12 protein-coding genes are annotated in these 12,458 nt (G+C 75.5%); 8 read left to right on the forward strand and 4 right to left on the reverse strand.

Features of this window, described 5'->3' with window-relative positions; genetic code table 11:
* Positions 1-2 precede the first annotated feature (2 nt).
* The 3 genes from OG896_RS26010 to OG896_RS26020 form a co-directional block, all read right to left on the reverse strand.
* Entirely contained in the window at positions 3-1,640 is a 1,638-nt protein-coding gene (locus tag OG896_RS26010) for a hypothetical protein (RefSeq protein ID WP_329369178.1), read from the reverse strand.
* Entirely contained in the window at positions 1,637-2,896 is a 1,260-nt protein-coding gene (locus OG896_RS26015; RefSeq protein ID WP_443057152.1) for a hypothetical protein, read from the reverse strand. The genes OG896_RS26010 and OG896_RS26015 overlap by 4 nt, the downstream gene beginning before the upstream one ends.
* Positions 2,897-2,964: 68 nt before the next feature.
* Positions 2,965-4,053, reverse strand: coding sequence for a phosphatase PAP2 family protein (locus OG896_RS26020; protein ID WP_329369182.1), 1,089 nt, complete (start codon positions 4,051-4,053; stop codon positions 2,965-2,967).
* Between the two features lie 237 nt (positions 4,054-4,290).
* On the opposite strand from OG896_RS26020, the gene OG896_RS26025 reads away from it, so the two are divergent.
* From OG896_RS26025 to OG896_RS26055, 7 genes are all read left to right on the forward strand, one after another.
* Positions 4,291-4,980 (forward strand): TetR/AcrR family transcriptional regulator, encoded by a 690-nt coding sequence (locus tag OG896_RS26025; RefSeq protein WP_329369184.1) that lies wholly within the window; start codon positions 4,291-4,293, stop codon positions 4,978-4,980.
* A 64-nt stretch (positions 4,981-5,044) separates the two neighbouring features.
* Entirely contained in the window at positions 5,045-5,635 is a 591-nt protein-coding gene (locus tag OG896_RS26030) for a histidine phosphatase family protein (RefSeq protein ID WP_329374281.1), read from the forward strand.
* A 262-nt stretch (positions 5,636-5,897) separates the two neighbouring features.
* Positions 5,898-6,332 (forward strand): hypothetical protein, encoded by a 435-nt coding sequence (locus OG896_RS26035; RefSeq protein ID WP_329369186.1) that lies wholly within the window; start codon positions 5,898-5,900, stop codon positions 6,330-6,332.
* A gap of 94 nt (positions 6,333-6,426) precedes the next feature.
* Entirely contained in the window at positions 6,427-7,281 is an 855-nt protein-coding gene (locus tag OG896_RS26040) for a spermidine synthase (RefSeq protein ID WP_329369188.1), read from the forward strand.
* A gap of 32 nt (positions 7,282-7,313) precedes the next feature.
* On the forward strand, positions 7,314-7,793 hold the full coding sequence (locus tag OG896_RS26045; RefSeq protein ID WP_329369190.1) for a hypothetical protein: 480 nt from the start codon (positions 7,314-7,316) through the stop codon (positions 7,791-7,793).
* Between the two features lie 244 nt (positions 7,794-8,037).
* Complete coding sequence (locus tag OG896_RS26050) at positions 8,038-8,730, forward strand: response regulator transcription factor (RefSeq protein ID WP_329369192.1); 693 nt, start codon at positions 8,038-8,040, stop codon at positions 8,728-8,730.
* A 25-nt stretch (positions 8,731-8,755) separates the two neighbouring features.
* Positions 8,756-10,099: a sensor histidine kinase gene (locus OG896_RS26055; protein ID WP_329369194.1), complete on the forward strand. Its 1,344-nt coding sequence runs from the start codon at positions 8,756-8,758 to the stop codon at positions 10,097-10,099.
* Between the two features lie 745 nt (positions 10,100-10,844).
* On the opposite strand, the gene OG896_RS26060 is transcribed toward OG896_RS26055, so the two are convergent.
* Positions 10,845-11,570 (reverse strand): flavin reductase family protein, encoded by a 726-nt coding sequence (locus OG896_RS26060; protein WP_329369196.1) that lies wholly within the window; start codon positions 11,568-11,570, stop codon positions 10,845-10,847.
* 65 nt (positions 11,571-11,635) lie between these two features.
* On the opposite strand from OG896_RS26060, the gene OG896_RS26065 reads away from it, so the two are divergent.
* Complete coding sequence (locus tag OG896_RS26065) at positions 11,636-12,394, forward strand: ArsR/SmtB family transcription factor (protein ID WP_443057153.1); 759 nt, start codon at positions 11,636-11,638, stop codon at positions 12,392-12,394.
* The last annotated feature ends 64 nt before the right edge of the window (positions 12,395-12,458 follow it).

Consider the following 12,458-nt stretch of genomic DNA (forward strand, 5'->3'; position numbering starts at 1 on the left):
GGTCACAGGTAGTCCTCCGCGGTCACGGGGTCGGGGGCGGTCGGGGCGGGCTCCGAGCCGGGCGGGCCGCCGTGCGTCCACGGGGTCTGCTCCGCGTCGGGGAGGGCCGGCCCGCTTCTCGGGTCGTGCTCGAACAGCGTGAAGGTGACCGTGTCGCCGGGGGCCGGCACCGAGCCCTCCCGCGGGGTGCGGCCACTGCCCATGCCGCCGGTCAGCTTCACCCGCACGCTCCACGCGGGGCCGTCCGCGGCAGCGCCGTCGGGGGTGCCGGCGGTGGCACGGAGGTCGTGGGTGCCGTGGGTGCCGTCGGTGTCCGGGTCCCCCGCCGTACGCACCTCCAGCGCCGTACGCACCTCGAGCAGTTCCGCCCCCTGCGCCGACTTCGCGTCCGGAAGCGCGCGGTACGCCTTCGCGCCCGGCTCGGCCTGCGGCAGGTCGTCGGTGGCGATCGTGAGGAGGGGCCGGGGCATGGGGCGGCGGCCCTCGGACCAGGTCATCTCGACCTCGACGACCGTGCCGGTGAACGCCTCGCCGGACAGCCGTCGCGCCGCCATGGCGAGGGGGTCGTCCAGCGCTTCCTGGGCGGCGAGCCGGGCCTGCGCGGTCTCCCGCCCGGCCAGTTTCTGGGCCGCGGCGATCGCGTCGTCCCGCTTCGGCTGCGGCGGCTCGCCCGCGCCGACCCGGTCGCGGTGCCCGGTGAACGACCAGCGGTCCCGCTTCCACCGCTCCTCGACGTGCGCGCCCTCGGGCAGGGCCCGCAGCAGGTCGAGTCCGCGCCACATGTCGTCCCAGGTGGGGCGGAGCTGGGAGGCGACGAGATCCCGTATCCCCGCTTCGGCGGCGGCCCGCTCGGGCGCGGTGCGGGCCTTGTCGTAACGGGCCTGGGCGGGGGCGAGGACGCGGTTGTCGAAGACCGGGTCGGTGGCCGGGCCGGCCGGGGGGCTGAGCAGCAGGCCGTCGGGGGCGCGGCCGGTCTGGGCGCGGGCGGCGGCGGTGGGCCCGTCGAGGCCGGGCGGCGGGTCGATCCAGCCGAGCAGGGCGCCCAGGTGCTGGTCCTCCATGGCGCTCTGGCCGGTGGCCCAGTGCCGGGTGAGCAGGTCGGTCATGGCGAGCAGCAGGCCGCTGCCGGGGGTGCGGGCACGCTCGGCGTAGTGGGTGAGCCAGCGGCCCAGCAGCGGCACGGGGACCGGCACCGGGTGGGGGGCGTCCGGGTCCTCGACGGTGCGCAGGAAGCGGGTGGAGCGGCCGACCAGCCGGACGTACTCCAGGGCGGCGCCGTTGGGCACGACGACCTGGAGGGCGTCCGCGCACAGCTCGGTCTCCTCGCGGTTGCGGGTGGCCGGCTCGACCTCCACCTCGTCGCAGTAGCGGTCCAGCGCGAGGAGCAGTTCCCGGGCGAGCCCGGCGAAGAAGCCGAACCGCAGCTCGCGGTCGAGCGGTTGCGGCACCACCAGCAGCTCGGGCGCGTCCCGGTCGGTGCCGATCATCGCGCCCAGCGGCGCGCCCGCCTCGCCCGCGGTGGTCAGCGGCACCAGCACCAGCGGCCGGTCGGAGAGGTGGCAGTGGCGTACGGTCGCCGCCGGGACGGCCCGCCGGGCGGAGACCGCCTCGGCGCGGGCGAGGGTGTGCAGCACGCTCACGCCGGGCCTCCCGGCACACGCCCCGCGCCGGCGGCAGGCTGCTCGGCGGCGGTGGCGGCGGTGGTGGCGGCCGGCGCGCGTGGCGCGGGCGGTCGGGCCGGGGCCCGGGCCGGGACCTGAGCGGCGGTGGGGGCGTTGGCGTCGTCGCCGGCCGGGCCGGGCGCGGCCTCCGCCGCGGCGGACATCGCCTCCTCGCGCAGCGCGGCGGCCCGGCGCAGGGCCGCGACCGCCGGGTCCCGCGGGTCGCCCGCGCGGCCGTGCGCGGCGGCGAGCACCGCCTCGACGGTGGTGAGGTCGCCGAGCTCGCCGCGCAGCGAACGGCCCAGGGCCTCGACCCTGCCCGCCGCGCGGGACCGGTCCCGGCAGTGGAAGGCCAGCTCGCAGGTGGACAGGCACTCGGGGGCGTACGCGGCGGGGACGGTGTCCACGGCGGCGGCCAGCTCGGCCCGCGGCCGGGTCGGGGTGCGGCCGTCGGGCGTGTACGACAGGTCGAAGGTGGTGCCCTCCGGCAGCAGGTCGGTGATGTCCGAGATCCGGGTGAGCCGGGTGAGCTGGCGGCGGGTGACGGCGAGCTGCTTGCGGATGTCGACCCGGTCGGCGGTGGGCAGGTTGGAGAAGTCCTTGGGGCAGACCAGCAGGATGTCGGCGCGGGTCCGGCCGGGGTCGACGGCGTCCAACGCGAGTACGTAGACCGCCGACTGCCGGGCCGCCGCGCCGACCTTCATCGCGTCGGCGCCGCCGTCCAGGATCGGGAAGGACTTGATCTCGACCACGATCCAGGTGCCGTCGGGCGCGATCACCACCGCGTCGGGTTCGAGGTGGACCGTGGAGCCCGCGACGTCCAGGGCGAGCAGCGGGTGGTCGAGCAGGGTCCACTCGCCCGGTACGGCCTCGGCCAGCGCCATCCGGGTCCTGGCCACCCGCCCCTCGGGCCCGGGAGCCGACAGGTCGGGCAGCGACGCCTTGCCCTCGGAGCCGAGCAGCCGCAGCAGTTCGGCGCATCCGTCGGCCTTGACCCGCGCCTCGAAGGCATGGCCGCGGGAGAAGGCGAACCGGGACTGGCCGAACCGGGCGGGGGAGCCGAGCGCTTCGGCGACCGCGCCCTTGTCCACCCCGGCGGCGTCCATCACCGCGCGGCGCTTGCAGCCGGGGTTGGCGGCGAGCGCGGCCAGCGCCCGCGCGTCCATCGGGCGGGATGCGGTGGTGGAGCCGCGCAGGACGGCCAGCCGCTCCCGCAGGGAGTGCGTAGTGCTCACCCGGGAGAGTGTGGCATCCGGCAGTGACAACTGGGCCCAGGCCGCCCGGAACGCACCCTCCGGGCGGGTCAGTTGCGCGCGGCCGGTTCGCCGTCGGGCAGGGGCGCGGTGCCGCTGCGGTCGTCGGGAGCCGGGGTCGGGCGCGGCACGGACGGCGCGGCGGCGGGGTCCGCGCTCTCCGTCGCCGGTTCGCCGCCCGAGGGGTCGGCGGATGCCGTTCCCGCGACCGTTTCCGTGATGCTCGTCGCATCCTGCGGGGCGCCGCCGGAAGCGGTCGACCCGGCCGGCGCGGCCACGGCAGCCGCCGTACCCGCGAGAGCACCCGTGGCCGCATCCGCGCTCGCGTCGGCGGCGTCCTCGCCCCGGGCCGCGGCCGGCCGCCCGAAGCCGTACCGCGTGTACAGCGCGTCCACCATCCGCAGCGCCGGCTTGGCCAGCAGGAAGCCGATGCCCATCACCAGCACGCCCGCGGCGGCGTCCAGCAGGTAGTGGTTGGCGGTGCCCATCACCACGAACGCGGTCATCAGCGGGTAGATCACGCCGAGGGTGCGCACCGTCCAGTGCCGCCCGTAGCGGAAGAGCATGATCCCGCACCACAGCGACCAGCCGACGTGCAGGCTCGGCATCGCCGCGTACTGGTTGGTGAGGTCGCCCATGCCCCGCGGCGCGCTCGCCTCGCTGCCCCACCAGCCGTAGGAGCCGTACTGCGCCATGGTGTCGATGAAGCCGTGGTGGCCGGTGAGCAGCCGGGGCGGCGCGGTGGGCATCAGGGTGAAGCCGATCAGCCCGATCAGGGTGGACAGCATCAGCCAGGTGCGGGCCATCCGGTAGTGGGTGGGCCGGCGGCGCCACAGCCAGACCAGGACCGTCGGGGTGACGATGTAGTGCAGCGACGCGTACGCGAAGTCGGCCGGCACGCCGAGGAAGGCGTGGTCGGTGAAGAGCCGGTTGAACCAGCGCTCCGGGTCGATGTGCACGATCTGCTCGAAGTGCAGGATGTCGGCGCCGTGCTGCACGGCGCTGCTCACGTCGCCCCGCACCAGCAGCCGCGCTCCGGAGTAGAGCGCGTAGACCACGGCGATGAGCGGAAGTTCGGTCCACCAGCGCAGCCTGCCGCGGTAGGCAGCGGCGCGCGGCGCAGTGGCGGTGATCGTCATCCGGACGTCTCTCCAGGTTCTCCGTTGGCCGCGGGTCCGGCGGTCTGGTCGGTGGCGTAGGCTCAACCGTACGCCGTACGTTACGTGCGGCGCACATCGCCCCCGAAGTTTCGCAGATACCCCGAGTTCGTACGGTGTTCAGCCCGGTTGTGCAGGGTAAGGACACCGCGAAGGACGCCCCGGTTCCGCTCCCGGGTTGCCTGCCGCGAGGTACGAAGGACGAGAACAGAGATCCCGATGTCGGTATCCCCGTCGGCCCAGCCGCTCCGCTCCCCACGGCGCCGCGCACCCCGTAACACGCTCAACCCGGATCGTATCCTTGATGCCGCCATCGCTCTGCTCGATCGGGACGGCGCCGAGGCTTTCACCATGCGCGCGCTCGCCGAGCAGTTGGGCGTCGCCACGATGGCCGTCTACTCGCACTTCCGCGGCAAGGACGAGATCAGCGACGCCGTCGCCCAGCGCCTGCTGGACACCGTGGAGCTGCCGAGCGCCTGCGGCGCCCACCCGGACCGCGAGCTGCGCGAGGTCTGCCTCGGCGTCTACCGGCTCTTCACCGAGCACCCCTCCGCGCTCCAGCTCCTCACCACCCGCTCCACCCGGGGCGACGACGCGATCGCCGTGATCGACCGGATGCTCGCGCTGCTGCGCGCGTCGGGGCTGTCCCCGCAGGCCGCGGTGCGCGCGCATGTGGCGCTGATGCAGTACACCGTGGGCTCCGCGTTGTGGAGCACCCGGCGCGCCCGGGTGCTGTGCGAGGAGGGCGCCCGCGAGCGGGTCCGGGCCAAGCTGGACGCCCTCCCGGCCGAGCGCTACCCGGCGCTGGCCTCGCTGGTCCCCGAGCTGCTGTGCGCGCAGGAGGACGCCGGGGCGCAGTACGAATGGGGGCTCGACCAGCTGCTGCGAGGGCTGCTCGCCGAGGTCTGACGGCGGTGGGCGATGATGGAGGCGTTTCGGCCCGGTCCGCGAAAGGTCCTTCGGTATGGCAGTGGTGGCGCCGCGTATTCTCCTGGTCCGGCACGGGCAGACGGAGTGGTCCCGCACCGGGCGGCACACCGGCCGCACCGACATCCCGCTCACCGAGGAGGGCCGGCGCACCGCGCTGCTGCTCGGTGAACGCCTCGCCCGCGCCCCCTGGAACGGCCTGCCCGACGCCGAGGTGCGCACCTCGCCGCTGCTGCGCGCCGCCGGCACCGCCGACCTCGCCGGGTTCGGCCGGGCCAAGGAGTGGGACGCCCTGCTCGAATGGGACTACGGGCAGTACGAAGGGCTGACGCCCGCGCAGCTCCAGGAGTTGCGGCCCGGCTTCCACATCTGGCGGGACGGGGTGCCCGGCGGGGAGAGCCTGGCCGCGGTCGCCGAACGCGCGGACGAGGTGATCGGGTGGGCCCGGTCCGCGCCGCGTGACGTGCTGGTCTTCGCGCACGGCCACTTCCTGCGCGTCCTGGGCGCGCGGTGGCTCGGCTTCGACCCGGCCTTCGCGGCCGCGCTGCGCCTCGACCCGGCCTCGCTGTCGGTCCTCGGCTGGGCCTACGGCGCGCCGGCGATCGAGCGCTGGAACGATTCGGCGCACCTCGAGTAACCCGCGGGCGGCGGCTCCCTGGTGACCTCTCCCCGGTGGCCTCGGCGGTGACGTTCCCCGCGGCCTCGGCGGTGACGTTCCTCTGCGGCCTCGGCGGTTCCCCGGTGGCCCTCGCCCGCAGGCCCCCGGCACCCCCGAACAGGGGGGCGGCGTGGGGATTCGCCAGGCAACGCCACCCCTGGCGACGGCCCCCCGGTACCACGGATGCCGTTGTACGAAGTGGGAGCCGATCACGTCGGCTCCCCCTTGGAGGGAGGTTGCCGTGGAGAAGAGCAGTACTTCGGGCCACAGCCCCGAACCGAGCGTGCCCCCGGCGCGGGAGGTGGTGACCGTGCCGTCCAGGCAGGGTCTGGAGGCCGTGGACCTGCTCCGGTTGAGCACGGGCGTGGGGCCGGTGTTCCACGACCGCGTCGGGGACAGCCTGGCGTTCCTGGTCCCGCTGGGCACCGCGGACCGCTGGGACCTGCCCGGCAGCCAGTGTCACCGTACGGGCGGCGACCTGACCCCCTGCGGCAGCGGCTGGGTGGTCCCGCCGCACACCGACCGGGCGGTGACGGACCCGGCGGTGCTGCGGGAGGCGCTGGGCATGGCCGCACGGACCATCGAGCTGGTCGACGGGTTCGCACAGCAGCCGCAGCACCAGCCGCAGCATCACCAGCCGCCGGCGTCGTCGTCAGGTGGCGTGACGCCGGCGTGAGGTCGGCCGCGTCCTGAGCGCGGGATACGGCGCCGAGACCGTGGCCGGGTGGACCGCGAACGTCGACGGCAGTGTCGTCGTCGATAATCGGACCATGGCACGTCATCGGCGCGGTACCGAGGAGCCCCGCACCACACCCGTGGGCGGGGGCCTCGCCGAGCTGCGCCCGGACCGCGAGCGGCCGCAGGCGTGGACCCTGCTGGTGGGCGGCGCCCCGCACTCCCATGTGGACCTCGCCGACCCGGCCCACCTCGACTTCGCCTACCAGCGCAGGCTCGGCCATGTCATCGACCTCGCCGCGCCCCCCGGCCGCCCGCTGCGGGTGGTGCACCTCGGCGGCGGCGCGCTCACCCTCGCCCGCTACACCGCGCACACCCGGCCGCGGTCGACCCAGCAGGTCGTCGAGCTCGACACCGCGCTCACCGAGCTGGTCCGGGCCGAACTCCCCTGGGACCGCGCCTGGCGGATCAAGGTACGCGGCGGCGACGCGCGGGAGGGCCTGGCGAAGGTCCCCGACGGCTGGGCCGACCTGCTGATCGCCGACGTCTTCGCGGCCGCCCGCACCCCCGCGCACCTCACCAGCGCCGAGTTCCTCGCCGACGTCCGCCGCGCCCTCGACCCCCAGGGCCTCTACGCCGCCAACCTCACCGACGGCGGCGCGCTCGCCTTCCTGCGCGGCCAAGTCGCCACCGCACAGGCCGCGTTCGCCGAGACCGCGCTCGCCGCCGACCCGGCGGTGCTGCGCGGCAAGCGCTTCGGCAACGCGATCCTCCTCGCCGCCGACCGCCCCCTGCCCATCGCCGAACTCACCCGCCGCGTCGCCACCGACCCCCACCCCGGCCGCGTCGAACACGGCCGCGCCCTCGCCGACTTCACCGCCGGCGCCCCCGTCGTCACCGACACCACGGCCACCGCCTCCCCGCCGCCCCCCGCCCACGTCTTCGACTGACCCGCCCGGCCCGTCCAGGGCAGGATGGGGGCGTGCGCAGAGGGGCACTGCACGTCGGCGTCTGGGCAGTGGCTACCGCGGTGGCGGTCGCCATGTCCTGGTTCGGCGTGCGCTCGGTGCTCCGCGGCACCGCCTACGACCCCCCGCGCACCCTCCCGATCCCCGCGGCGAGCAGCGGCCCCCCACCCGGCATCTCCAGCGCCGTCCACCGCCCCAAACCCTCACCCCACCCCACCACTTCACGACCCCCCGCCTCCCCCCACCCCACCGGCGACCCCGCCGACGTCCACAGCTACACCGTCGCCGGCGGCCAGGTCGTCCTCGACCTCGGCCCCACCTCCGCCTCCCTCGTCTCCGCAACCCCCGACCCCAACTGGCAGATGCAGCTCTGGACCACCCAACCCGGCTGGCTCCGCGTCACCTTCACCTCCCCCTCCACCTCCACCGCCTCCACCCTCCTCTGCACCTGGAACGGCCACCCCCCAACCGTCCAGACCTACAAAGACGGCTGACAATTCCAGCCCGACCAAAACCCAGCCCGACCAAAGAACCGGCCCGAGCAAACCCAGCCCGACCAAAACCCAGCCCGAGCAAAGAACCGGCCCGAGCAAAACCCAGCCCGCGCGGCGTTTGAGCGCAAAAGTGACGCGCCCACGTCCACCACCCCAAGCCCGCGCGGCGTTTGAGCGCAGACAAGCTCCCCCGAGCAAGCAACCCCGGCTCTTCCCGCGGAGCGAATTCGCTAGGTTCGGCTCCATGGCAACAGTCCTCGTCGTCGAAGACGACCAGTTCGTGCGGTCCGCCCTCATCCGGCATCTCGGCGACGCCGGGCACACCGTGCGCAGCGTCGGCACCGCGCTGGAGGCGCTGCGCGAGGTGGCGCAGGTCGGCTTCGACGTGGTGATCCTCGATCTGGGGCTGCCGGACCTGGACGGCTCCGAGGCGCTGAAGATGCTGCGCGGGCTGAGCGACGTACCGGTGATCGTGGCGACCGCGCGGGACGACGAGGCCGAGATCGTACGGCTGTTGAACGCCGGTGCCGACGACTACCTGGTGAAGCCGTTCTCCGTGGAGCACCTGTCGGCGCGGCTGGCGGCGGTGCTGCGGCGGGCGCGCGGCGGGGCGGCGGGGGAGCCGGCCGGCGGCGGGCGGATCAGGGTCGGCGGCCTCGAGATCGACGTACGGCGCCGGCTGGCGTTGCTGGACGGCGGCCGACTCGACCTCACCCGGCGGGAGTTCGACCTGCTGGCGTTCCTGGCGGCCCGCCCGGGCGTGGTGGTGCCGCGCCGCGAGCTGCTCGCGGAGGTGTGGCGGCAGTCGTACGGCGACGACCAGACCATCGACGTGCACCTGTCGTGGCTGCGCCGCAAGCTCGGCGAGACCGCGGCCCGGCCGCGCTACCTGCACACGCTGCGCGGGGTCGGCGTCAAGCTGGAGCCGCCGGCGTGACCGGCATACGGAGGGCGGCCCGGCGATGAGATGGGCGCTGATACGGGTGTCGGTGGCGGTCACCGCGATGGTGGTGCTCGCCTTCGCGGTGCCGCTCGGCCTGGTGGTCAGGGAACTGGCCAGGGACCGCGCGCTGACCAACGCCGAACGGCAGGCCGCCGCCGTGGCGCCGGCGCTGGCCATCACCACCGACCGCACCGAACTCGCCCGGGCCGTCGCCACCGCCCAGGCCGGCGGCGAGAACCGGATCGCGCTGCGCATCCCCGCCACCGCGCACTCGGCGGCGGTCGACCTCGGCCGGCACCGCGCCCCGCGGGCCGCGTTCGACGACGCGTCGGCGCACGGCGAGGCCGCGACCGTACGGGTGGCCGGCGGATACGCCCTGCTGCGGCCGACCGCGGTCGGGACCGGCACGATCGCGGTCGTCGAGGTGTTCGTGCCCGAGGCCGACGTCACCCGGGGAGTGGCCACCGCGTGGCTGGTGCTCGGCGCCGTCGGGCTGGGCCTGATCGCGGGTTCCGTGGTGGTCGCGGACCGGCTCGGCAGCCGTACGATCCGGCCCGCGGTACGGCTGGCGGGCGCCGCGCGCCGGCTCGGCGAGGGGGACCTCGCGGTCCGGGTGCCCGAGGCGGGGCCGGACGAACTGCGGTCGGCCGCAGCCGCGTTCAACGCGATGGCCGACCAGGTCGTCCAACTCCTCGCCAACGAGCGGGAACTCGCCGCCGACCTCTCGCACCGGCTGCGTACCCCGCTGACCGTGCTGCGGCTCAACACCGCCTCCCTCGGGGAGAGTCCGGCCGCCGAGCACACCCGCGCGGCCGTCGCCCAACTCGAACGCGAGGTGGACCAGATCATCCGTTCCGCGCGCGAGCAGCGGTCCGGCCCGGCGGTGCCCGCGGGATGCGACGCGGCCGAGGTGGTGCGCGAGCGGATGGCGTTCTGGTCCGCGCTCGCGGAGGACGAGAACCGCGAGGTGCGCACGGCCGGCGCCGACCGGCCGGTACGGGTGCCGGTCGCCCGGGCGGACCTCGCCGCCGCGCTCGACGCGATGCTCGGCAACGTCTTCCGGCACACCCCGGAGGGGACGGCCTTCGCCGTGGACGTGCACGAGTTCGACGGCGCGGTGATCCTGCTCGTCTCCGACGCCGGCCCCGGCGTCGCCGACCCCGCCGCCGCGCTCCGGCGCGGCCACGGCGACGGCGGTCCCGGGTCCACCGGGCTCGGGCTCGACATCGTGCGCCGGGTCGCCGAGTCCACCGGAGGGGACCTGGCCATCGGCCGCAGCGTCCTCGGCGGCACCGAACTCCGTATCCGCCTCACCCGCACCCTCCCCACCCCCGCGCCTCGCCCCACCCACCGCCGCGGCTAGGTCGTCTCTGGGAAGCCCCCCGACTTCGGCGTGGGAGGCGCCCCCATCCCGTGGCGCTTGGCCCGCACGCTCTCCCCCTGCCTTCGGCGGTTGGGGGTGCCTCCGGCGAAGCCAGGGGGAGTGCCCCCGGCGTTGTCGGGCTGGTCCGAGCAGGCCCACCACGAGGGCAACCCTCCGCCTTGCGATCTGGGGGCACATCCCCCGCCGAAGGCTGTGGGGGAGCCCCGGACGCCACGGGCCGCCCTTCGGGCGGACGGCGCTACGTCCACCACACGGCCTGGGGCCTGTCGGGTGGATCTCCGCGGCGTCGCGGCGTCCGGCACGCGCATCCGCCGCGTTCTCGTCGGTCGCCGGCTCCCCCACGGCCTGGGGCGTGAGGGCGCCCCACCGCGTCGACTCCCTCTTCCGCCTTGCGATCTGGGGGCACATCCCCCGCCGAAGTCTGTGGTGGGGAGCACCGGACGCCACGGGCCCTGCCCTTCGGGCGGACGGCGCTACGTCCACCACACGGCCTGGGGTCTGTCGTGTGGATCTCCGCGGTGTCGCGTCGCCCGGTACGCGCATCTGCCGCGTTCGCGTCGGTCGCCGGCTCCCGGACGGCCTGGGGCGTGGGGGCACCCCTACCGCGTCGACTCCCTCCTCCGCCTTGCAGCTTGGGGGCGGGGGCCACCGGACGCCGCTCCTTCACCCACGGAGATCCACCCGGCGGGCCCCAGCCGTGTTGACCCGGGGAGGCGGGTGCGGCTCAGCCGCCGGCAGGCGACCGCGGGGTTTCGGAGCGGTAGGTGTGGCCGAGTTCCGGGCCGAGCCCGAAGTAGTGGCGGAAGTTGTAGACGAGAGGGCTCCAGGCGGCCGGATCGACATGGTGGGTACCGGGCACGACGATCCGGGGATCGGCGTGCACCCGGAGGACCGCCGCTTCCACGATGACGAAGTCACCGGAGACGTCCGCCCGCACCCGTTCGGCGCGGGCCTCGAACTGGAGCGGGCAGGTCGCGACGCGAGGCGGCCGGACCAGGTCGGAGGGTTCGCCGCGCAGCCCGGCCGCGCCGAACTTGTCCGGCTCGAACCGGCAGCCCGGGGCCTTGCCCTCGGGTACCGGATTCCGCCCGGTCAGCGGCGCCAGCCGCTCCACCGCGGGCCACTGCGCGGGCGCGGGCAGGCTGATCACCAGCTCGGGCCGGACCGCGAGGTTGCGCGCGGTCTGCCCCTCCCCGCCGAGGCCGAGCACGATCGTCCGGCCGAGCGCCCACGCCGAGGACATCGGGGCGAGGTTGAACGAGCCGTCCGCGTTCTCGGTGCTGAGGAGCACCACCGGCGTGCCGAAGTACAGCACGCTGGGCTCGATGACCTGGTGCGACGGTCCCTGTCCCTGTCCCTGTGCCTGTGCCGGTGCCTGTGCCGATACCGGGGCGGGTGCCGTCGGTGGTGCGGTCGCCCCGGGCCCGGCACTCGTGGATGCGCTGTTCATGGCCCGGACCCTACGAACCGGACGCTTCGGCGGCCGCCGAAGCGTCCGGCGCGACAATGGACCGTATGCACACGCACGGCGCACGCGACGCGGGCCCGGACCTCGCCCGCGTGGCCGGGCTGATCGCCGACGGCACCCGGGCGGGCTTCTGCCTGGCGTTGCTCGACGGCCGGGCCTGGACGGCGAGCGAACTGGCCCGCCACATGGGCGTCGCCGCCTCGACCGCGACCGGGCACCTCAACGCGCTGGTGGCGGGTGGCCTGCTCGCGGAGGCGCGGCAAGGGCGCCATCGGTACGTACGGCTGGCGGGCCCGCAGGTGGCCGAGCTGATCGAGGGCCTCGCGGCGCTCGCCCCGGCCCGCACCCCGCCGCCCCCGCCACCGTCGCTGTCGGCGTCCGGCCGCCGCCAGGCCCTTGCCCACGCCCGCACCTGCTACGACCACCTTGCCGGGACCCTCGGCGTCGCGATCACCGACGCGATGGCCGCGCGCGGCCTGTTGAGCGACGCCCACGGCCTCGGGCTGACCGCTGAGGGGGCCGCCTGGCTCACCGGCCTGGGCATCGCCGTGCCCGCGGGCAGCCGCCGGCCCGCGGTGCGCTCGTGCCTGGACTGGACCGAGCGCCGTCCGCACCTCGCGGGCAGCGTCGGCGCCGCGCTGTGCCGGCACGCCTTCGACGCGGGGTGGATCACCCGGATCGGCACCACCCGCGCGGTGGCGGTCACCCCGGCGGGCCGGCACGCCCTGCACGACCTGCTCGGCCTGCCCGCCGACCTCCTCCCGGCACCCGGCCGCACCGCCGGGACGCCGGCCGCCCGCGGCTAGCTTCACCTCGTACGGCGGACCGCCGCCGGAGTGCGTATCACCCCAGTGACTTGTGTGAGTGGCG

This window comes from Streptomyces sp. NBC_00669, assembly GCF_036226785.1.
In the GTDB taxonomy this organism is placed as follows: Bacteria; Actinomycetota; Actinomycetes; order Streptomycetales; family Streptomycetaceae; genus Actinacidiphila.

Bases quoted from the DNA above. Each gene is read 5' to 3' on its own strand.
- OG896_RS26050 (WP_329369192.1), top strand. From the start codon at position 8,038: ATGGCAACAGTCCTCGTCGTCGAAGACGACCAGTTCGTGCGGTCCGCC.
- OG896_RS26055 (WP_329369194.1), top strand. From the start codon at position 8,756: ATGAGATGGGCGCTGATACGGGTGTCGGTGGCGGTCACCGCGATGGTG.
- OG896_RS26065 (WP_443057153.1), top strand. From the start codon at position 11,636: ATGCACACGCACGGCGCACGCGACGCGGGCCCGGACCTCGCCCGCGTG.
- OG896_RS26020 (WP_329369182.1), bottom strand. From the start codon at position 4,053: ATGACGATCACCGCCACTGCGCCGCGCGCCGCTGCCTACCGCGGCAGG.
- OG896_RS26025 (WP_329369184.1), top strand. From the start codon at position 4,291: ATGTCGGTATCCCCGTCGGCCCAGCCGCTCCGCTCCCCACGGCGCCGC.
- OG896_RS26040 (WP_329369188.1), top strand. From the start codon at position 6,427: ATGGCACGTCATCGGCGCGGTACCGAGGAGCCCCGCACCACACCCGTG.
- OG896_RS26060 (WP_329369196.1), bottom strand. From the start codon at position 11,570: ATGAACAGCGCATCCACGAGTGCCGGGCCCGGGGCGACCGCACCACCG.